This window comes from Rummeliibacillus sp. G93, assembly GCF_023515935.1.
GTDB lineage: Bacteria > Bacillota > Bacilli > Bacillales_A > Planococcaceae > Rummeliibacillus > Rummeliibacillus stabekisii.
The window spans coordinates 2,875,830-2,896,497 of the sequence record NZ_CP097314.1 but is presented as its reverse complement, the minus strand read 5'-3'; the positions used below and the strand labels follow the sequence as shown (position 1 = coordinate 2,896,497).

20 protein-coding genes are annotated in these 20,668 nt (G+C 40.2%); 18 read left to right on the top strand and 2 right to left on the bottom strand.

Going from position 1 to position 20,668, the window contains the following annotated elements; translation table 11 throughout:
• The first annotated feature begins 148 nt into the window (after positions 1–148).
• From M2M59_RS14590 to M2M59_RS14560, 7 genes are all read left to right on the top strand, one after another.
• Positions 149–895 carry a gluconate 2-dehydrogenase subunit 3 family protein gene (locus M2M59_RS14590; RefSeq protein ID WP_147197079.1) on the top strand — a complete coding sequence of 249 codons (747 nt, stop codon included), beginning with the start codon at positions 149–151 and terminating at the stop codon, positions 893–895.
• Positions 896–910: 15 nt separating this feature from the next.
• Positions 911–2,620 (top strand): GMC family oxidoreductase, encoded by a 1,710-nt coding sequence (locus M2M59_RS14585; RefSeq protein ID WP_147197081.1) that lies wholly within the window; start codon positions 911–913, stop codon positions 2,618–2,620.
• Positions 2,621–2,674: 54 nt separating this feature from the next.
• Entirely contained in the window at positions 2,675–2,890 is a 216-nt protein-coding gene (gene tatA, locus M2M59_RS14580; RefSeq protein WP_173668486.1) for a twin-arginine translocase TatA/TatE family subunit, read from the top strand.
• A gap of 15 nt (positions 2,891–2,905) precedes the next feature.
• The gene (gene tatC, locus M2M59_RS14575; RefSeq protein WP_147197083.1) at positions 2,906–3,790 is read left to right on the top strand and encodes a twin-arginine translocase subunit TatC; all 885 of its coding nucleotides are present in this window, start codon (positions 2,906–2,908) and stop codon (positions 3,788–3,790) included.
• Positions 3,791–4,564: 774 nt separating this feature from the next.
• The gene (locus tag M2M59_RS14570; RefSeq protein WP_249774953.1) at positions 4,565–5,695 is read left to right on the top strand and encodes a M20 peptidase aminoacylase family protein; all 1,131 of its coding nucleotides are present in this window, start codon (positions 4,565–4,567) and stop codon (positions 5,693–5,695) included.
• A 26-nt stretch (positions 5,696–5,721) separates the two neighbouring features.
• On the top strand, positions 5,722–6,834 hold the full coding sequence (gene menC, locus M2M59_RS14565) for an o-succinylbenzoate synthase (RefSeq protein WP_249774952.1): 1,113 nt from the start codon (positions 5,722–5,724) through the stop codon (positions 6,832–6,834).
• Positions 6,835–6,963: 129 nt separating this feature from the next.
• The gene (locus M2M59_RS14560; RefSeq protein ID WP_249774951.1) at positions 6,964–7,890 is read left to right on the top strand and encodes a manganese-dependent inorganic pyrophosphatase; all 927 of its coding nucleotides are present in this window, start codon (positions 6,964–6,966) and stop codon (positions 7,888–7,890) included.
• Between the two features lie 46 nt (positions 7,891–7,936).
• On the opposite strand, the gene M2M59_RS14555 is transcribed toward M2M59_RS14560, so the two are convergent.
• Positions 7,937–9,307: an FAD-dependent oxidoreductase gene (locus M2M59_RS14555; RefSeq protein ID WP_249774950.1), complete on the bottom strand. Its 1,371-nt coding sequence runs from the start codon at positions 9,305–9,307 to the stop codon at positions 7,937–7,939.
• A 136-nt stretch (positions 9,308–9,443) separates the two neighbouring features.
• On the opposite strand from M2M59_RS14555, the gene M2M59_RS14550 reads away from it, so the two are divergent.
• On the top strand, positions 9,444–10,151 hold the full coding sequence (locus tag M2M59_RS14550) for a DsbA family oxidoreductase (RefSeq protein ID WP_147197158.1): 708 nt from the start codon (positions 9,444–9,446) through the stop codon (positions 10,149–10,151).
• A 115-nt stretch (positions 10,152–10,266) separates the two neighbouring features.
• Entirely contained in the window at positions 10,267–10,914 is a 648-nt protein-coding gene (locus M2M59_RS14545; protein ID WP_066790332.1) for an FMN-dependent NADH-azoreductase, read from the top strand.
• A 112-nt stretch (positions 10,915–11,026) separates the two neighbouring features.
• On the opposite strand, the gene M2M59_RS14540 is transcribed toward M2M59_RS14545, so the two are convergent.
• The gene (locus tag M2M59_RS14540; RefSeq protein ID WP_249774949.1) at positions 11,027–11,380 is read right to left on the bottom strand and encodes a DUF2500 domain-containing protein; all 354 of its coding nucleotides are present in this window, start codon (positions 11,378–11,380) and stop codon (positions 11,027–11,029) included.
• Positions 11,381–11,557: 177 nt separating this feature from the next.
• Here M2M59_RS14540 and murB point away from each other — a divergent pair, with 177 nt between their 5' ends.
• The 9 genes from murB to M2M59_RS14495 all read left to right on the top strand — a co-directional run bounded on the left by murB (position 11,558) and on the right by M2M59_RS14495 (position 20,589).
• On the top strand, positions 11,558–12,472 hold the full coding sequence (gene murB / locus M2M59_RS14535; RefSeq protein ID WP_147197095.1) for a UDP-N-acetylmuramate dehydrogenase: 915 nt from the start codon (positions 11,558–11,560) through the stop codon (positions 12,470–12,472).
• 156 nt (positions 12,473–12,628) lie between these two features.
• Complete coding sequence (locus tag M2M59_RS14530) at positions 12,629–13,411, top strand: exodeoxyribonuclease III (protein ID WP_147197097.1); 783 nt, start codon at positions 12,629–12,631, stop codon at positions 13,409–13,411.
• A gap of 308 nt (positions 13,412–13,719) precedes the next feature.
• On the top strand, positions 13,720–16,080 hold the full coding sequence (locus M2M59_RS14525) for a penicillin acylase family protein (RefSeq protein ID WP_147197099.1): 2,361 nt from the start codon (positions 13,720–13,722) through the stop codon (positions 16,078–16,080).
• 10 nt (positions 16,081–16,090) lie between these two features.
• Positions 16,091–16,465: a fluoride efflux transporter FluC gene (locus M2M59_RS14520; RefSeq protein ID WP_249774948.1), complete on the top strand. Its 375-nt coding sequence runs from the start codon at positions 16,091–16,093 to the stop codon at positions 16,463–16,465.
• The gene (locus tag M2M59_RS14515) at positions 16,462–16,809 is read left to right on the top strand and encodes a fluoride efflux transporter FluC (RefSeq protein ID WP_147197103.1); all 348 of its coding nucleotides are present in this window, start codon (positions 16,462–16,464) and stop codon (positions 16,807–16,809) included. The genes M2M59_RS14520 and M2M59_RS14515 overlap by 4 nt, the downstream gene beginning before the upstream one ends.
• 196 nt (positions 16,810–17,005) lie before the next feature.
• A complete protein-coding gene (locus M2M59_RS14510) occupies positions 17,006–18,130 on the top strand; it encodes a GNAT family N-acetyltransferase (RefSeq protein WP_066790321.1) in 1,125 nt (374 codons plus the stop codon).
• A gap of 86 nt (positions 18,131–18,216) precedes the next feature.
• Positions 18,217–18,636, top strand: coding sequence for a transcriptional regulator MntR (gene mntR / locus M2M59_RS14505; protein ID WP_066790320.1), 420 nt, complete (start codon positions 18,217–18,219; stop codon positions 18,634–18,636).
• Positions 18,637–18,666: 30 nt separating this feature from the next.
• Positions 18,667–19,524, top strand: coding sequence for a CvfB family protein (locus tag M2M59_RS14500; RefSeq protein WP_066790319.1), 858 nt, complete (start codon positions 18,667–18,669; stop codon positions 19,522–19,524).
• Positions 19,525–19,653: 129 nt separating this feature from the next.
• On the top strand, positions 19,654–20,589 hold the full coding sequence (locus M2M59_RS14495) for a DUF1002 domain-containing protein (RefSeq protein ID WP_066790317.1): 936 nt from the start codon (positions 19,654–19,656) through the stop codon (positions 20,587–20,589).
• Positions 20,590–20,668 lie beyond the last annotated feature (79 nt).

Genomic DNA, 20,668 nt, shown 5'->3' with positions numbered 1-20,668 from the left:
GACTAGCATAGGTTGCTAGTCCTTTTTTGTAATTATTTTTATTTAGAAAGATTAAATTCGAAACAAAAAGGGAACAAATTACCTTAAAGAGCAATTTTTTATTCAATAAATTGCTATGTAATTTTATGTATTTAAGGGAGGTAACAAATTGAGCAATGACAATCAAAAAGATATCTCAAGAAGGGATTTCTTGAAAACAACTGGTATTGCAACAGGAACTTTGATCGGCGGAGGTTTAATCGGTGGCTTGATCGGCTACAATTCGAAAAAAACTGCCGCACCGTCTAAAACTAACCAGTCACATTCGAACAAAACATCTGAGACTAGCCAAGGGAAGATGTACTTTACAACAGATGCAGATTTTAATGTTTTAGCGGCTGCTACGGAACGTATTTTTCCAAAGGATGATTTAGGTGGCGGAGCTATTGATCTTGGCGTCCCTTATTTTATTGACCGTCAGCTGGCAGGTCAATATGGCAGTAATTCGAAAGAATATATGCAAGGACCTTTCCATGATGGATCCCCAACGCAAGGCTATCAAACACGTTTAACGCGAGCAGAGATTTTCTCTGAAGGCGTTTCTAAGCTGGAACAAGAAGCGCAAAAACGCTATAAAAAAGGTTTTACTGATATTTCGGATAAAGAGCGTGACGTGATTTTAACGGCATTCCAAAAAGATAAGGTGAAGATGAAAGGCGTATCTGCCGCATTCTTCTTTAATTTGCTCCGGTCAGCAACCATTGAGGGCGCGTATGCCGATCCTCTATATGGAGGCAATCGCAATATGGAAGGATGGAAGATGAAAGGTTTCCCTGGACATCAAATGTCCTATATCAATGTGATTGAAAAAGAGGGATTCCAAAAAATTGCACCAAAATCTTTAGGTATGCATTAATAGGGGGTATGGATTATGGCGAAAACATTGCCAAAGGTTGATGTAGTAACAGTCGGTGTAGGCTGGACAGGCGGAATTGTAGCCGCAGAATGTACAAAAGCAGGATTGAAAGTAGTTGGCTTGGAAAGAGGTAAAGAGCGTGGAACCAAAAACTTTGCGAACGTCCACGATGAATACCGTTATGCTATTCGATATGAATTGATGCAAGATTTATCAAAAGAAACAGTTACCTTCCGTAACAACCGTAAACAACAAGCTTTGCCGATGCGCCAACTAGGTTCATTCCTGTTGGGTGAAGGGCTAGGCGGCGCTGGTACTCACTGGAATGGACAAACATTCCGTTTCTTACCGTATGATTTTAAAATTAAATCTATTACTGATAAAAAGTATGGAAAGAATTTCTTAGGATCCGATTACATCCTGCAAGATTGGGGGATGGATTATGATCAAATAGAGCCATACTACGATAAATTTGAAAAAATAGCCGGTATTAGCGGTGAAAAAAATCCACTTGGTGGCAAACGATCAGATGATTATCCAACAAAGCCGATGAAAAAGACACCTCTGTTGAAAAAGTTCGAGACTGCAACTAAAAAAATGGGGTATCACCCGTACATGATGCCATCTGCGAACCTATCTGCACCGTACAAAAACCAATATGATCAAAATATTAATGCATGCCAATATTGTGGTTTCTGCGAACGTTTTGGCTGTGAGTATGGCGCGAAAGCAACGCCGGAAGTAAGTGTTATTCCAGCAGCATTAAAAACGGGTAAATATGAAATTCGCTTTAACTCAAATGTTGTAGAAGTTCTTACTAAAGGAAATAAAGCAACAGGCGTAAGATATATTGATTCTGTAACAGGAGAAGAATATATTCAACCAGCAGATGTGGTTGTTCTCAGCGCATTTATGATGAATAACGCTAAATTGCTGATGATCTCTAAAATTGGTACTATGTATGACCCGAATACAGGTAAAGGAACTTTAGGGCGTAATTATTGCTATCAAATTATGCCAGGTGCAACTGGTTTTTACGATGAGCAATTTAATACATTTATGGGTGCTGGTGCGCTAGGTGAATGTTTAGATGACTTTAATGGCGATAACTTTGACCACTCTAAACTAGGTTTTATTCACGGTGCGAATATTGCATTAACCCAAATTGGTTTACGTCCAATTGGGAACAACCCAACGCATGCCGATACACCGACATGGGGAGCTGAGTTTAAGAAAGAATCAATCCAAAACTATACGCGTTCATTGTCTGTTGGTGGACAAGGTGCTTCAATCGCACATAAAGAAAACTACTTAACATTGGATCCGAAATATAAAGACGCATATGGCGTGCCTTTATTGCAAGTAAACTATAACTTTACTGATCAAGATCGTAAACTGCACCACTTTATTTCTAAAAAATGTGGCGATATTCTAAAACAAATGGATGCCAAAAAAGTAGAAGTTCGTGCAGATCTAACGGATTACAGCATCGTCCCTTATCAATCAACACATAACACAGGTGGTACTGTAATGAGTAAAACACCTGAGGATGGGGTAGTTAATAATTACTTACAACACTGGGATTGCGAAAATCTATTCGCAGTGGGCGCTGGTTCATTCCCGAATAACTCAGGTTATAACCCTACTGACACTGTTGGCGCTTTAGCGCTTCGCTGTTCTGAAGGGATTATCAAGTATAGCAAAAAAGGTGGATCTTTGGTTTAACCAATAACCTTCTCTAAAGCTAAATCAAAAATCAAATAAAAGGAGTGATGCATCATGGGCATAGGCGCCATTGGTATTCCTGGATTAATCATTATTTTAGTCATTGTACTTATCGTTTTTGGTCCAAAAAAATTGCCGGAGATTGGTTCTGCAGTAGGCAAAACTTTCTCTGAGTTTAAAAAATCTACTCAAGGCCTAATGGATGAACATGAAGAACCTAAAAAGGAAACGATCACAACTGTCAAAGTAAAGGATAAAAACGAAATTTAATTAGAGGGTGTTCGTATGGATCCGTATGAAGAAAATAAAAAGAAAGTACTTAGCCCTTTGGATAAATTAGACGAAAGCGAATACGAAGGGAGCGAAGAAGCTGCGGCTGTTGAGCCCGTCTCCCCAGCTCCTTCCGCCTCTCTCGAGATCGAAGAGGAGCAGGGATTGGAAAGCTCCTTTAGGGATACGAGCGAAGCATTTGTTGAACATCTGGCGGAACTTAGAAAACAACTTATCAAAGGGTTAGCTGTTTTTCTCTTTTTCTTTATTCTTGTATTTGCGACAGTCAACAAATGGCTTCCGTATGTAACAAGAGGGCACGACTTAGTCATCTTAGGGCCTCTTGAAGTTGTTAAATTTTATATGTCCATCTCTACAACAGTTGCTGTAGGACTTTCATTGCCATTCTTAATGCACTTTATATGGTCATTTATAAAACCGGGTTTAAAAGAAAACGAAAAAGGTTTTCTTGGTTTATATTCGCCAGTTATGCTTCTGTTATTTCTCTTAGGGGTGGCTTTCGGCTATTTTGTCATTAACCCAATTAGCTACCATTTCCTTGTAGGAATAGGCGAATCGAATTTCAACGTAATGATCTCAGCAGCTCAGTACATGAGCTATCTCATCATGACGACAGTCCCAATTGGATTATTGTTTGAATTACCGATTATTGCTATGTTTTTATCGACAATAGGTGTTCTAACATCGGATACGATGAAGAATATTCGAAAATGGTCTTACGTTATTATGGCCGTTTTCTCAGCACTTATAACACCACCTGATTTTATGAGCCAATTGTTGGTACTCGTACCGATGGTTCTTCTTTATGAGATCAGTATATATATCGTTAAGAAATTGGAAAGAAAAAGAGAATTACAAGAAGAAAGTTTTAGTTCATAAATAGGAAAAGCTTGTTGATCAGGAATAGCGGGTCAGCAAGCTTTTTTCTGCTTATGCTGCTGAGCGGAGATAATTAGTAAGGCTGAGTATCTGTAATTATGACGTGAGTGTCTGTAATAGAGGAATGAGTGTCTGTAATAGAGGAGCGAGTGACCAAAAAAGGTAGTTGAGTGGCCCTAATCGAGGCGAGTGACCGTAATTTCATCGTGAGTGACCTGAATAATCGGATGAGTGTCTGTAATAGAGCAGCGAGTGACCAAAAAAGGTAGTTGAGTGGCCTAATCGAGACGAGTGGCCGTAATTTCATCGTGAGTGACCTGAATAATTGGTTGAGTGTCTGTAATAGAGCAGCGAGTGACCAAAAAAGGTAGTTGAGTGGCCCTAATCGAGACGAGTGACCGTAATTTCATCGTGAGTGACCTGAATAATTGGTTGAGTGACCGTAATAGAGGAGTGAGTGACCAAAAAAGGTAGTTGAGTGGCCCTAATCGAGACGAGTGACCGTAATTTCATCGTGAGTGACCTGAATAATTGGTTGAGTGTCTGTAATAGAGGAGTGAGTGACCCCAATCCCCTCGAGACTTTCCGATAGGTTTGCCTTATGTAACAGCAGGGCATAAATCCTAATAATTGCAAATACAATTCCTTAAGGAGTAATAGTTTATTGAAAGTGAATACATCGAAATTCGTTAATTTATACGATTTATTTTTATAATTTACATGCATGTCCGTCAATTTCAAGAAAGGCTATTTAACGATAAAGGATGGGGTATGATGAAAGAAAAGTTAAAGGAAATAGAGTTGAAGCTCAAGGGAATATTTCAACATCTGCACGCTAATCCGGAAATCGCGTGGGAGGAATACCGCACAACAGAATATATTGAATCGTTATTGCAAGAAGAAGGTTATAAGGTCCATACATTAAAAGACAGTACGGGTCTGTATGTTGAGATCGGGGAAGGCAAGCCTGTTGTTGGTTTAAGGACAGATATGGATGCCCTTTGGCAGGAAGTAGACGGGGAAATGCGAGCCAATCATTCATGTGGACATGATGGGCACATGACTATGATTATTGGGGTGCTACTTCTTATGAAAAAGTTGTCAGTCGAGTGGAAGGGAACCTTGCGTGTTTTATTCCAACCGGCTGAGGAAAAGGGACAAGGGGCTCTTTCCTTTGTGGAACGGGGGTTGATCGATGATGTAGATTATTTGTTTGGTGTACATTTGCGTCCTATACAGGAGCTCGAAGATGGCACTTTTTCGCCGGCCATCCATCATGGTGCATCCATGACTATTTCCTCGGAAATTTATGGTGCTGAAGCCCATGCTGCAAGGCCGCATTTAGGTAAGAACGCAATCGAAGTGGGGAGCAGCCTAGTGGAAGCTTTAAAATCCATTCGTATCGATTCAATGATTCCCTATTCCGCAAAGGTAACGGTTTTCCAGGCTGGAGGCAGATCAGGCAATATCATACCCGGCAAAGCATTCATCAATGTGGATGTAAGAGCTCAAACGAACGAAGGCATGCAAGAGTTATATAAAGATATCCAGCGCATTGTTAAAGGAGTTAGCACTTTATATGAAGCAAATATTGAGTTAAAGGTTTTGACTGATATAGCGGCAGCGAAAGTAAATGAGGAAGCGGAAGAGATTCTAAAACACGCAATTATAGAATCTGTCGGTGAAGAAAAACTAAGGCCTGCCCTCTTTACACCTGGAGGGGAAGACTTCCATTTTTACAGCAAATTGAGGCCACATATTAAAGCTACTATGCTAGGATTAGGGTGTGGTTTATCCCCAGGGCTACATCACCCTGATATGACATTCAACCATGCCCGGCTTTTGCCTGGAGTTGAAATACTAACGAGATCAGTTTTAAAAGCAACTGGTTCAACAGTCAAATAATGAAACGAATATAGGTGAGTTTAAAGTTGAATATAGAACAAGTTAAGATCCGCCAATTAAAAATGCGGATGAAATCTCCTTTTAAAACCAGCTTTGGTAGCGTGCAGGATAAACAATTTCTTATTCTTGAAGCAAGGGATCGAGATGGTTTTATCGGATATGGAGAAGGCGTCGCATTTGAAGTGCCTTGGTATACGGAAGAGACGATGAAAACGAGCTGGCATGTACTAGAGGATTTTCTACTACCGCTTATTATGGGCAAAGAGATTCATCACCCGGATATGGTCAGCGAAATCTTTAGCAGTATCCGTCGTAACAACATGGCTAAGGCTACGTTGGAAACCGCGATATGGGATCTTTATGCTAAGAAGCAATCTATTCCTCTTGCAACCGCTTTAGGCGGACAAAAAGAAAAGGTGGCTGTTGGAGTGAGTATCGGCATACAGCCTACACATCAGCAGCTTTATCAAAAAATTGAGGATGCTTTAGAAGCTGGCTATCAACGTATAAAGGTGAAAATTAAACCAGGCGAGGATATTGCACTGCTTAATGCGATTAGAAATGAATATCCAGATGTCCCTTTAATGGCGGATGCCAATTCATGTTATACGCTTAATGATTTAGCATTGCTTCAAGAACTAGATCAATATGGTTTGTTGATGATTGAACAGCCGCTAGGCGCAAATGATATTGTGCAGCATGCGAAGCTTCAAAGTCAGTTAAAAACACCTATCTGTCTAGATGAAAGCATCACTTCATACGAAGATGCTGAGGCAGCGATTGATCTTGGAAGCTGTAAAGTGATGAACATCAAATATGCCCGAGTAGGCGGCCTGACGGAAGCAAAACGTATCCATGATTTGTGTGCTAAACATGAGATGGCAGTATGGTGCGGTGGTATGCTTGAGGCGGGTATCGGAAGGGCACACGCTATCGCCTTATCTACGCTGGCTAATTTTACGCTGCCAGGAGATACAGCAGGCTCTGCACATTACTGGGAAGAGGACATCATCACACCTGAAATTACGGTGAAAAATGGCTATATTAGCATTTCAAAAGAACGGGGAATAGGCTATGAAATCAATCATTCTGCGATTGAACGTTATACAGTGAAGGAAAAGGTTTATCGTGCGAAATGATGATGACTTGCTCCTGTTTTCCTGGCTATGGACAGGGAACATCTTTTTTGTGCGAATCTAGCGACTATATGTTATCTTTTTGATAAAATAAAAAAAGAATCGGTAATTCATTTTGGGAGGAATATATACATGAGTAACGTCCTAGTATTCGGACATAAAAACCCTGATACAGATACAATTACATCTGCATTAGTGTATGCATATTTAAAACAACAAATCGGCGTCGATGCTGAAGCTGTTCGCTTAGGTGAGCTAAACAATGAAACGGCTTATGCATTAGAAAAATTCGGCTTTGATGCACCCCGCTTGATTGAAAAAGCGACACCAGAAGTACAACAGGTCATTTTAGTCGACCACAATGAGCGCCAACAATCTGTAAATGATATAGAAGAAGTACAAGTACTTGAAGTAATCGATCACCACCGTATCGCAAACTTCGAAACGGCTGATCCTTTGTATTATCGTGCTGAGCCAGTTGGATGTACAGCAACCATCTTAAATAAAATTTTTAAAGAAAAAAATGTAGAAGTTCCTGCAAACTATGCAGGTTTAATGCTTTCTGCTATCATTTCTGATACATTGCTATTTAAATCACCTACCTGCACAGAAGAAGATGTGCAAGCAGCGAAAGAATTAGCAGAAAAAGCAAATGTGAATGCAGAAGAATATGGACTTGCTATGTTGAAAGCAGGTGCCGACCTAAGTGATAAAACATTGGAAGACTTATTATCATTAGATGCGAAAGAATTCGCAATGGGCGACCATAAAGTTGTGATTGCGCAAGTAAACGCAGTAGATATCAACGATGTCCTTGATCGCCAAGAAGAGTTAGAAAAATTGTTAGAAAAAGAAGTGCAAGATAAAGAGTTAGATTTGTTCTTCTTTGTAGTCACAGACATTCTAAACAATGACTCTGTTGCTGTACCGGTTGGTAAGGTTGCAGATAAAGCTGCTCCTGCATTCCGTTCAGTGCTAGAAAACAACCGTATTGTATTAAAAGGTGTTGTATCACGTAAAAAACAAATCGTCCCAACACTAACTGAAGTATTAGGCTAAAAATAAAGAGCTGACTCCCTGGAACAAGAGAGTCAGCTCTTTTTTTTCACAATTCAAGCGGGTCAACGGCAGGGCCTTCTATAACCAAGCCCTCTTTTGAAAAACGGGATCCATGACACGGACAATCCCACGTTTCATCCGCTTCATTCCATCTGGTTTTACAGCCCATATGTGTACAGCGAGGAGTAGAAGTTCGAGTGATATAGCCACCTACAAAATCAACTGCTACTTGGCTGCCGATTTTTAAAGCTTGTGCGAGTGCAGTGCCTAGCTTTGTATGGCTAGGCGAATAAAGATCTAAGCCCTTGTTTGGGGTACCTAATATGCCATCGCTAATTAGCTGTCCTGCGACAAGAGAGTTGGAGATTCCCCATTTTCTAAAACCTGTCGCAATCCAGACGTGTGGAGTCCCAGAGCCAAGCTGTCCAACATATGGAAGCAAGTCAGGTGTCTCAGGGTCCTGTGCCGACCATTTAAAAGGAATATCTTTTGCATCGAATCTGTCATGTCCCTCTGCTTCAATCTCATCATAATATTTATACGTATCCGATTTAGTGCCTGCTTTATGACTTGGCCCTGCAAGCAACAAATAATTTTCACCGTCAATCAGTGCTGTTCGTATAGATCTTACAGCGGTATCAACTGAAAGATATTGCCCTTTATAAGGGTCGGGTGTTTTAAAAGCAATAATATAAGAACGATTGATTTCTAATTTAAATAAATGCAGTCCCCTAAGTGCTTCAATGGGGTAATGAGATGCAATGACTAAATCTTTGCATGAAACCGTATGTCCGCTATGTGTTGTCGCCTTTTTATTTTGAATATCCACATGCTGAACTCGCGTATGCTCATAAACCTTCGTTCCTGCAGCCATGGCTTTAGCAAGCATTTCACGACCAAAACGAACAGGATGGATTTGGGCTTGCTCTGTCATTGAAACAGACAATTTCGTTGGATAAGGGATTTCACTCTTCGGATTCATTGTGCCAGCAATATTCAACTGTTTATAGGCATCCCATTCGTCTTCCAGCTTCTTTCTATTAAACTCTTCCTGTGTATACAGGATAGATGTAGAGGGCTGGATGACATCTGAGCCTACTAAATCGAATCCCGAAGAAACAGCCTTTTGGTTGAGTTTATAGTAAAGAGAAGCCCCATCACTTCCGAATTGCTTGATCAGTGTTTGATAGATGGCACCGTGCTGAGCTGTCAGTTTCCCGGTAGAATGGCCGGTTGCACCTCCCAATACGGAATCTCCTTCTAGCAATACTACGTCTTTTCCTGCTTTAGACAGATGATAGGCAGTCATTATGCCACTTAATCCGCCACCAATAATACATACATCTGTTTCGATTGATTCGCCAAGTGCAGCTTTTGAATGCTCTGTTGGTTGTTGTAGCCAAAGTGATTTATACATGTATAATCTCCTGTTTTTTCCTAGTTTGTGTTATTCATATGAAGTTTAAACATTTAGTTGTCATGGATTGAACGGCCGGGCAATAAAATTGCCTTTTGAATGAAGTGATAGATACAATAGAGGCGAGGTGATCATGATGAAAATAGAAGTTTGGTCAGATTATGTATGTCCATTTTGTTATATAGGTAAACGAGAATTAGAGAATGCATTGAATAAAACAGGATTTAAGGATCAAGTGGAAGTTGTCTTTAAAGGCTACCAGCTTAGTCCTGAATCGAAAGATACATCAGATGAAAGCATGTATGAAGTCGTTGCAAAGAAATATGGCACGACAGTAGAACAAGCAAAAATTCAATCACAAGGCATCATTGCCCGTGCGAAGGAATTGGGCTTGGATTATGATTACGACCACTTAAAACCTGCGAATACATTTAAGGCACATCGCCTTGCAAAATATGCAGCAACCAAAGGGTTAGGGGCCGAAATGAGCGAGCGTTTGCTTCGTGCCTATTTTATCGAAGCGAAGGAAATTGGCTTAACGGATACATTAGTTGAGTTGGCCGCAGAAGTAGGTATCGAACGCAAGGACGCAGAGGAAGTCTTGGCAAATGGCTCATTCGCTGACGACGTATTGCGAGATATACAAGAAGCAGCCCAAATTGGCGTAAGAGGGGTTCCATTCTTTGTGTTGAATGGGAAGTATGCGATCTCAGGAGCTCAACCTAATGAAGTGTTCGAAAAAGCAATTCAACAAGTCGCAGAGGAAGAAAATCTTCGTCCTACATTAAAAATGATGGGGCAAGATGGCCAGGGAATATGCACAGACGATCATTGTGATTTCTAAAAATTTCAGTCAAAAGTATGAAAACCCATTCGTTGACTTCGGATGGGTTTTACATTAAAATTAAAATATCTTGAATTTGAGATATAATATTACACGAAAAGAGAGTGTGTGACTAATGACAAACGTATTAGTTGTTAAAGCAAATAACCGCCCAGCGGATCAAGCTATATCAAGCAAAATGTATGAAACATTTATGGAAACTTTAAAAGGTTCTGATTTAAATGTGACTGTATATGACGTATATGAAGAAGATACTCCTTATTTCGGTCAAGATTTACTAGATGCTTTTGGTAAATTGCAAAATGGTGAAGAGTTGTCTGAGCTTCAACAACGTACACTTGCTGCTAAACAAAAAGCAATGGACGCACTTACAGCTGCTGATGTAGTCGTATTTGCATTCCCTCTATGGAACTTGACTATTCCTGCTAAATTACAAACTTTCATCGACTATGTATATGCAGCTGGTTTTGCATTCAAATACGATGAAGCAGGTAATATGATTAGCCTAATGCCTGAGAAAAAGGCTATCTTGCTAAACGCACGTGGTGGCATTTATTCTACTCCAGAAATGGCATCTATGGAAATGGCTGTTAACTATATGCGTAATGTATTTGGCGGCGTTTTCGGTATGGACATTATCGAAGAAGTTGTTATCGAAGGTCATAATGCAATGCCTGCTAAAGCACAAGAAATCATCGCTGACGGTTTAGAAGAAGTTAAAGCAGCAGCTAATCGTTTAGTTGAAATGGCTGTTAAAGCGTAAGCAACAAGTTAGAAATAGAACAATAAAAAGCACCTCCTATGTTAGAGATAACTCTAGCTTTGGGGGTGCTTTACTTATTATTGAACGGTTAGGGCTAAATTACAGTTTTCGTTCAAATTGATGATAGATGCGTTCCCTGGTATGTCAGCGTACCATTGTCTCCTTCAACAAAAGAACCATATACTTTACCGCTCACCCGCAATTCAACTCGTTCTCCGTTTTCTAATTCAAATGTCGCATAGTAGCTTGTGCTGGCACTTGTATCATGTCCTCCGCCGCTAACTTCGGTACGTTTGGCTACGATTGCAGCAGGAACAGTGAGGATAGGTGAGTTATTATTCGTTGTCCACGTGTTCAGCCCCTTGGCTGCACTGATAATTAAAATACCGATTACAATCACAAAACCAATGCCAACGATAATCGGTACAATCGTAAATAAGCTAAATCCTTGTTCTTCTAATATCATTCCTGCCACCCCTTACAATAATCCTATAATATGTATTTCAATTTATTATACGAATAGACCTAGAGAAAGTTTCAACCCATGTTCCGGTTGCTTTAGCCAAAGAATATTACTTGTAAAATGGGCCTTCGTTATTCATACTTAGTTATGAATAAGTATGAAGGGAATGGACTTTCGGAGATGAAAGAACAATGGATGAATGATTTAAAAACGATTGTAAATCCCGATGATATCAAAATAGATGAACCACTTAATAAATACACAATGACAAAGCTAGGCGGCAATGCAGATTTGCTTGTTATGCCTTCCACTGAAGAAGAAGCGGCAGAAGTTGTCAAGTATGCCCACCAGCATGACGTACCTCTATTTCTATTAGGAAATGGATCAAACATGGTCATCCGTGACGGAGGCCTTCGTGGAATTGTTCTAAACCTCTCTAAATTGGATGAAATCCGTATTGAAGGGACGACCGTGTATGCTCAAGCTGGAGCACTGATCATCGATGTATCAAGAGCAGCTGCCGCGCAATCATTGAGTGGCCTTGAATTTTCTTGCGGTATTCCAGGCTCGGTAGGTGGAGCGATGGCAATGAATGCAGGTGCATATGGCGGTGAAATTAATGATGTAATCGTCAGCTGCAAGGTCATGACGCCAAGTGGCGATATATTAAACCTGACAAAGGAACAGTTAGAACTCGGCTATCGCCAAAGCATTATTGCGAAGAAGGGTTATTACGCGCTTTCTTCCATTTTTGAATTGAAGAAAGGCGACCAAGCAACTATTGATGAAACGATTGCTGATTTAACATACAAGCGAGAGTCGAAGCAGCCTCTTGAATTTCCTTCAGCAGGCAGTGTATTCAAACGCCCCCCAGGTCATTTTGCAGGCAAGCTAATTCAAGATAGTGGCTTGCAAGGTAAAGGTGTGGGTGGAGCAGAAGTATCCACAAAACATGCCGGCTTTATCATCAATAAAGGCAATGCGACAGCAACGGATTATATTGAGACAATCCGTATGGTTCAGCGTACTGTAAAAGAGAAATTCAACATAGATCTTGAAACAGAAGTTAAAATTGTCGGCGAGGATGTAAAATAAGACTAGATATAATGTTAAGAAGACGCCTTCCGTTATACCATGGAGGGCGTCTATTTTTATAGATGGGTTAGCATGAAATAAACAGGGGAAATGTCTTTTCTAGTGAGGAATATTGTATTCTTCCAAAATCTATATTTTTTGAAGGAGTTTTATAGGATGAAATTTATATCATGGAACGTCAATGGTATTCGCGCATGCTTGAAGAAAGGGTTTCTTGACTATTTTCATCAGGAAGAACCAGATTTTTTCTGCATCCAGGAAACAAAATGCCAAACTGGGCAAGTAGAGATCGATTTGCCTGGGTATTATCAATTTTGGAATGATGCGGAGAAAAAAGGGTATTCAGGAACAGCCATTTTTACTAAACATGAACCTTTATCAGTCAGTTATGGTGTTGGCGATGCAGACACACAAGACGAAGGCCGAATTATTACATTGGAATATGAAAACTTCTACTTAGTAAATGTATATACACCGAATTCGAAGCGGGATCTGGCTCGTTTGGAGTATAGGCTGCTATGGGAAGATGAACTGCGTGCTTACTTAAAAGAGTTAGATGAAAAGAAACCTGTCATTTACTGTGGTGACTTGAATGTCGCACACCAATCAATCGATTTAAAAAACCCTAAAGCCAACATAGGGAACTCTGGTTTTACAGAAGAAGAAAGAGGCCGAATGACGAGACTATTAAACAGCGGCTTTGTCGATTCATTCCGCTCTGTTTACCCTGAAGCAACAGATCGTTATACATGGTGGTCATATATGAACAAAGTAAGGGAAAGAAATATTGGCTGGCGCATTGACTACTTTATTATCTCTAAAAGGCTTGAGGAATCTATAAAAAAAGTAGACATCCATCATGCAATAGCAGGAAGTGACCACTGTCCAGTTCTTCTAGAAATGAATATTGACCAAATGGTTGAGACTAGAACAGAATAAAATATTCTTCCTTCAATGATGAACATATTTACAATGGCATGCATTGGAGTACGGTGTCTCTTGCGGAAAAAAGCTTGAGCTGAATCCCCTCAGGATTAGACCGAAAAATTAAATGCTTATACTTTTTGTATAAAAGAATACTTACAGTAAACCGAACCAATGTGATGTTGAATTTCACATATAGTTCGGTTTTTTTACATAGCAAATAATAGACTTTTAACTACAGTTTCTAAGACGCAAAATTTCATCATATTTAAAGGGATATGGGGGGCGGGGAAGGAATATAGAGAAGATAAGGGGGATGAAGTATGAAAAAAGGGAAACGTATATGGAAATGGCTTTTAATAGCTGGCGGTGTGGCTATTGTTCTTATTATTGCGGCGGCATTATTATTAGATGCCTTTGTCGACAAATCGAAGCCGCAAATTGAAGGGAAAGTAGAAGTCGCAGGTTTAAAACAGGATGTAACGGTCACTAGAGATAAAAAAGGTGTTCCTCATATTAAAGCAAAGAACGATGAAGATCTGTATCGGGCACAAGGATATGTGCAAGCACAAGATCGTCTATTCCAAATGGATCTTTCTAGAAGACAGGCGAGCGGTATGCTATCAGAAGTGGTAGGAGAAAAAGCCATACAAACGGATAAATTTTTCCGAACATTCAGTCTTAGAGATGCAGCAGAAAAATCATTAGACGGTTACTCTGATGAAGCTAAGCAAGTATTATCATGGTATGCAGAGGGCGTGAATGATTATATCCAGTATGCAAAAAAGGAAGGAAAGCTGCCATACGAATTTAAATTACTTGGCTACCAACCAAAGCAGTGGACGGAAATAGACTCATTAACTATCGGGAAATATATGGCGTATGATTTAGGCGGTCATTGGGATATGCTGGCATTCCGGCACTGGGCGCTAACTAAGCTATCGTCAGAAAAAGTACAAGAATTAATGATTCATTATCCTGAAAATGCCAAATCTATTATTGAAGAAAATATTGAACATCCGGTAAAGGTGTCGAATCAATTCGATACATCACTTATACCAAATGAATTCAACGGCAGTAACAACTGGGTAGTGTCAGGGGACAAAACAAAGAGCGGCAAGCCATTGTTGGCAGATGATCCTCACTTAGGACTTAGTACGCCTTCGATTTGGTATCAAATGCATCTGTCCTCACCATCACAAAATGTCAGCGGTGTTATTTTTGCAGGGATCCCAGGGATTATCCTCGGACATAATGAAGACATTGCATGGGGCGTAACAAATGTGGGGCCAGACGTCCAGGATTTATATATCGAAATGCCAAACCCAGACAATCCTACACAATTTAAGTATGAAAACAAATGGGAGCAGGCAGAAGTACGTAAAGAAAAAATAAAAGTAAAAGGGCAAAAGGCAGTCGACTATGAAGTCGTTGTCACGAGACATGGACCTATCATCTCTGACCTCGCCTTTAAAAAGGAAAAGCCGACCGCCGTCTTTTCTATGCAGTGGACAGCATTGCAATCAACGCAAGAATTGCAAGCCATCTTAAATATGGATAAAGCGAAGGATTGGCATCAATTTGAAACAGCACTGAAAGACTTTAAAGCACCTGCGCAAAACTTTGTTTTTGCTTCCGCAAAGGACGGCACGATTGCCTATAAAGCAAATGGGCTAATTCCTATTCGCAAAAGAGGAGATGGCCAGTTCCCTGTGCCTGGCTACTCAAAGGATTATGGATGGAAGGGCTATATCGACTATGACAAGTTGCCAAAGGTTGTCAATCCGGATTCAGGCTATATTGCAACCGCCAATAATAAAGTGGTCGGCAGCGGCTATCCGTATCACATTACAGACTTTTGGGCACAGCCGTATCGGTATGAACGGATTGTGGAGATGCTAGAAGAGAAAGATGACTTTACAGCAGAAGATATGCAAAACATTCAGATGGATACAAAAAATTTGTATGCCAAAGAATTTTTGCCGTCTATGATTTCTTCAGTCAAGAAACAAGGGAAGGAAAGCAAAGCGGTAGAGCTGTTAGAAAAATGGGATTACAACGATACTGTATCACAAGCAGCGCCGCTTATCTTCCAACATTGGATGATCGCTATACAGGAAGGATTATTTAAACAGGCAATGCCAGCAGATGTGTATGCTATGATGCCAGGGAAATATAATATCACAGATGAATTATTACGGCAGGCATATAAAGGGAAACCAGGAGAATTTGTCGATGAAGCAGGCGGAGTAGATGAGCTTGTTACAAAGGCCCTGCAAAAGTCAGTGAAGGATTTAAAGGAAACATACGGGGATGACATGTCAAAATGGCAATGGGGAGAAGAGCACCAGGTCCAATTTAAGCATCCGATATCTTCTGCTTCTGAAGTATTAGCGTATGTACTCGATTCTAAGAAAGTGCCTGTGGCGGGGTCAAAAGTGACAGTTAGAGCAGCAGCGCCAGACCAAAACGGAATCGTCAATCACGGTGCTTCATGGCGTTTTGTAGCTGATTTAAGCGATTTATCCAAAGCCTATCATATTGTGGGGCCGGGACAAAGTGGCCACGTCAAATCCGTATGGTATAATGACCAAGTAGACGATTGGGTAAATGGCACTTATCATGAAACGGTGATAAAAGGCAAAGTACCAAACGGTCAAACATTAATTTTAAAGGCGAAGTAGTGAGTATAAAATGATTAAGAATATAGCGGCAGTGATGCTTGGCGGCATTGTTGGCACATGGATGCGTTATGGTGTCATGATTTCTGTGTCTGCCGAGTGGCTGCTTTGGATCGTAAATGGTGTGGGCAGTTTTGCCATGGGTGTATTAAATGGCCTCTTTGCGACCACTTCAAAATATGCAAGATGGAAGCTTTTTTTGACAACAGGAATGCTTGGAGCTTTCACTACGTTTTCCACCTTTTCAGCAAGCTGGCTAAAGTTGATGGAGCATCATGCACTCACCGCTGTAATCTATGCAGTGTTGATGACGGCTCTATGCGTAATTCTCGCATCATTTGGCTATCTAATGGGAATAGGGCGTAAGAAAGCAGGTGAACGCTCATGATATGGCTGATACTAGCTGTAGGTGGAGCATTGGGTGCTCTAAGCAGATATATGGTTACATTATGGATGGGAAGGTTGACGCAGCCATATTATGTGGCTACTTTTATCGTCAATAGCCTAGGCTCATTTTTAATGGGTTTGGCTCTTCATATAGCAGCTGATCAACAATTGCTTTCCGCCTTCTTTGCAACAGGCTTTTTAGGTGCTTTCACGACATTCTCAACATTCGCATTTGATACAGTTCGCTTGATGCAGGAAGGAAATCATCGTGGGGTGTTTTTATACCCTGCACTTACATTGCTTGCTGGGATTGCTTTCGTAACGTTTGGTTGGCAAATAGGCTAAGGTTTTAAGGTACTATAGAATAGTGCATGAAAAAAAGGCATAAAGAGAAAATTCTCTTATGCCTTTTCATAATGATAAAAGACTATTCAGCTAATGCCAAAATGTTCATAGTCAACAGTAAATAGAACAAATTATTTCATGGTATTTATTAAACCTATTTGTCACTGCTATAATAGTAGCCTAGGGGGTTGTTGCGTTGAAATTAATTGAGTGGACAATGGAAGAGCAAGAACAACTAATTGAATTTATGACAACAAATGTATGGCCATATCATATCAATTCGCATCCAGTCAGAGAGTTAATCGAAAAGACGATTGACGAGGGCGGCTACGAATCGGATGAATCAAAAACCTTTTGGCTTGTTAATGATGAAGATATCCAAGTAGGTATGGTAAAAATATATGATTTGCAGGATGATATCCCACTATTTGATCTAAGAATTGGCGAAAAATGGCGCGGCCATGGTTATGGCACCAAAGCATTGCGATTGGTCAGCGAGTATGTTTTTTCGTTGCCCGGCAATAAAATTCGACTTGAAGGCCATACTAGGCAAGATAACATTGCTATGCGGAAAACATTTGAAAATGCTGGTTTCGTAAAAGAAGCTCATCTTCGCAAGGCATGGTATGTCCCAAAAGAAGATGACTACTATGATGCTATTACATATGGCATTACTCGCCAGGATTACTTAGAAGGCAAAACAACGCCAGTAAGCTGGGACGACGAAGGTAAAAGTGATGAGGTTGATTATAAAGAAACATGGGATTTCGATGACAGTTTTGAATCTGAACGATTGATTATTCGAATGCCCCGTATGCAAGATGCAGATGCTGTTTGGGAGGCAATCTCTTACTCTGCAAAAACCTTGAAGCCATTTATGGAATGGGCTCAGCAAGCACCTAAAAAAGAAGAGACAAAGGAAAATATACGGGAAGCAATTGCAAACTTTATCGCAAGAAAAGACTTACGACTGCATGTGTTTTTAAAGGACGGCGGCCAATATATCGGCTCTACAGGATTGCATAATATTAATTGGCAAATTCCTAAGTTTGAGATTGGATACTGGTTGGATATGCGATATGAGGGAAAAGGATATATGACAGAAGCCGTGCAAAGAATTGTACAATTTGCTTTTGAAGAGTTAGGCGCTAATCGGTTGGAAATACGATGTGACTCAGATAATACTCGCAGCCGTGCCGTCGCTAGCCGTGCAGGATTTGAGTTGGAAGGCATTATGAAGCAGGATTCTTTCTCAGCTGATGGCAAGAGTTTGCGCGATACATGCGTATATGCCAAAATCCACCCCAGCAGATTGAGTTAAAACCTTTCGCAATAGTTCTACAAGTTACGTTTTAGACTTTCATGTAGTAAACTAGAGAGATAGATACTGAAAGAGAGGGTAAAAGGATGCCGACACCGAGTATGGAGGATCACATCGAACAAATCTATTTGCTAATTGACCAAAAAGGATATGCGCGTGTATCGGACATCGCGGAAGCATTGTCAGTTCTTCCTTCTTCTGTTACCAAAATGGTACAAAAACTTGATAAAGATGGTTATCTAATATACGAACGATATAGAGGCTTATCTTTGACGCCGAAAGGGTTAAAGCTAGGAAAGCGCCTAGTGGAAAGGCATAGCTTGCTTGAAGATTTTTTACGGTTGATTGGTGTAGAGGAAGAACGGATTTATGATGATGTGGAGGGAATCGAACATCATTTGAGCTGGAATTCAATCGAATGCATTGCAGATTTAAATCAAGTATTAGAAGAAAACCCTGAATTCATTCAAAAGCTGAAAGACTTAAAGACCAGCCCAGCAGAATGATTTCCTAATTAAAGAGAGGAGTTAGAATAGGTGGCATCACTACAATCTGGAGACGTTGTAAAATTAGTAGTAAAAGAACAGCGCGGATCTCAATATATCTTAACTAATGACGAAATAGAAATTCCATTGAATGCATCTGAAACAACGACAGAGTTAAAGGTAAATGAGAAGGTAGAAGTATTTCTTTTCGCTGACCGAAGAGGGAATTTAGCTGCAACGCTTGCCATTCCGCATATTCGCAAAGAAGAATACGGATGGGCACGTGTACTACATGTTAAAGACCGTGAAGGGGCTTATGTTGATATTGGCACATCACGAGAGGTGTTAGTTCCTGCTGAAGACTTGCCGAAGTTAAAGCCATTATGGCCAGAGCCGGGCAATCATATATATATCACTTTGCGAACTGATCGTGAGGGAGGGCTTTTTGGCCGTTTGATCACAGAAGAGAAAGTATTGGAAATGTATGAGGATGCTGAACCAGAGCTGTTCAACCAAAATATCCTTGCACGTCCATATCGCTTATTACCAGTCGGTACATTTTTACTTGGCGTTGATAAGCCATACCGTATCTTTGTTCATGAATCTGAACGTAAGAAAGAGCCACGTCTTGGAGCAGATATCTCTGTTCGTGTCATTGAGGTAAAAGAAGATGGAACGATTAATGCTTCCATGCTACCACGTGTTCATGAAAGATTATCAGAGGATGCAGAAGAGGTCTATAAATATCTGCAAGAAGTAGGCGGGAAAATGCCATTTAGCGATAAATCTTCACCTGAAGAAGTCAAAGAAATGTTTAACATGAGCAAGGGTGCATTTAAACGTGCATTAGGTACACTGATGAAAAGTGGCCGTGTGACACAAGAAGATGGATGGACCATTATAAAGTAATAGCAATAGAGCAAAAAGGTTCGGTGGCCAACCCAGAAACTTTTTGCTCTTTTTAGCGTATTATTAGTAGGCCTCATTGAAAGAAGATGTGGGTAAGTAGGATACAAACCAATTGGAGGAGGAACAATAATGAAAAAACAACTTGTAGCTGTTTTGGCAGCGTTCTGTTTGACTACTGCTATCGCAACACCTATTAAAAGTTATGCCAGCACAAGTACAACAGATTCATCGGGTGAAGTTGTCAATGAAAAATTAGGGGATCCTATTGTCGTTTATGGCGGTAGCCTTTCAGATAGTGAAAAAGCAAGCGTAAAAAGTAGTTTGGGGGTTTCCGGCAATTCCGGTATAAAAGAAATTACAATTACCGGTGCGGATATTGCTAAATATATTGAAAATGGAAATGCAAGTGCACGCCTATATTCTTCTGCAAAAATTACGCCTAAAAATGAAGGCAGCGGACTAGTTATTAATATTGTAACCCCAGAAAATATCACTGAAGTCACTTCGGATATGTATTCTAACGCAATGTTGACTGCAGGTATCGAAGACGCAACAGTTGAAGTAGCGGCACCTAAAAAGGTAACAGGCCACTCTGCTTTGGCTGGAATCTATAAAGCGTATGAAGTTACAACAGGTAAAAAATTAGACCCTGAACGGACAGATGTAGCCAACCAAGAACTTTCTGTAGCGACGGATATTGCCCAAAATTCCAATGTGGACGATAAAAAGGTTGGTGAATTGTTAACAGAAATTAAAAAGCAAATTGCAGAGCAAAAACCAGCTACAAAAGAAGATGTAGCTAAAATTGTCGATGAACAACTGAAAAAATTAGAAATCAGTTTAAGCGATAAAGACCGTCAATTACTAATCGACTTGATGAACAAAATTAGTAATCTCGATATCAATTTTGGCAAATGGTCATCTCAATTAAATGATTTAAGCGGTAATATAAAAGATAAATTGTCTAAAATCAATGATGATATAAAAAATGACACAGGATTCTGGGCAAGCGTTAAAAATTTCTTTAAAAAAATCATTGATGGTATCAGCGGCCTATTCGGTTAGAAAATAGTTGTTGGTTGAACATTACCCCCATTGGACGAGAGATGTATGATTTGGGCAAAATAGCAAAGGGTAATAGAAA

What these genes read in the sequence shown, in the direction of transcription:
- M2M59_RS14585 (WP_147197081.1), top strand. Translation starts at nt 911, where the DNA reads ATGGCGAAAACATTGCCAAAGGTTGATGTAGTAACAGTCGGTGTAGGC.
- tatA (WP_173668486.1), top strand. Translation starts at nt 2,675, where the DNA reads ATGGGCATAGGCGCCATTGGTATTCCTGGATTAATCATTATTTTAGTC.
- tatC (WP_147197083.1), top strand. Translation starts at nt 2,906, where the DNA reads ATGGATCCGTATGAAGAAAATAAAAAGAAAGTACTTAGCCCTTTGGAT.
- M2M59_RS14570 (WP_249774953.1), top strand. Translation starts at nt 4,565, where the DNA reads ATGAAAGAAAAGTTAAAGGAAATAGAGTTGAAGCTCAAGGGAATATTT.
- M2M59_RS14560 (WP_249774951.1), top strand. Translation starts at nt 6,964, where the DNA reads ATGAGTAACGTCCTAGTATTCGGACATAAAAACCCTGATACAGATACA.
- M2M59_RS14555 (WP_249774950.1), bottom strand. Translation starts at nt 9,307, where the DNA reads ATGTATAAATCACTTTGGCTACAACAACCAACAGAGCATTCAAAAGCT.
- M2M59_RS14550 (WP_147197158.1), top strand. Translation starts at nt 9,444, where the DNA reads ATGAAAATAGAAGTTTGGTCAGATTATGTATGTCCATTTTGTTATATA.
- M2M59_RS14545 (WP_066790332.1), top strand. Translation starts at nt 10,267, where the DNA reads ATGACAAACGTATTAGTTGTTAAAGCAAATAACCGCCCAGCGGATCAA.
- M2M59_RS14540 (WP_249774949.1), bottom strand. Translation starts at nt 11,380, where the DNA reads ATGATATTAGAAGAACAAGGATTTAGCTTATTTACGATTGTACCGATT.
- murB (WP_147197095.1), top strand. Translation starts at nt 11,558, where the DNA reads ATGAAAGAACAATGGATGAATGATTTAAAAACGATTGTAAATCCCGAT.
- M2M59_RS14530 (WP_147197097.1), top strand. Translation starts at nt 12,629, where the DNA reads ATGAAATTTATATCATGGAACGTCAATGGTATTCGCGCATGCTTGAAG.
- M2M59_RS14525 (WP_147197099.1), top strand. Translation starts at nt 13,720, where the DNA reads ATGAAAAAAGGGAAACGTATATGGAAATGGCTTTTAATAGCTGGCGGT.
- M2M59_RS14520 (WP_249774948.1), top strand. Translation starts at nt 16,091, where the DNA reads ATGATTAAGAATATAGCGGCAGTGATGCTTGGCGGCATTGTTGGCACA.
- M2M59_RS14515 (WP_147197103.1), top strand. Translation starts at nt 16,462, where the DNA reads ATGATATGGCTGATACTAGCTGTAGGTGGAGCATTGGGTGCTCTAAGC.
- mntR (WP_066790320.1), top strand. Translation starts at nt 18,217, where the DNA reads ATGCCGACACCGAGTATGGAGGATCACATCGAACAAATCTATTTGCTA.
- M2M59_RS14495 (WP_066790317.1), top strand. Translation starts at nt 19,654, where the DNA reads ATGAAAAAACAACTTGTAGCTGTTTTGGCAGCGTTCTGTTTGACTACT.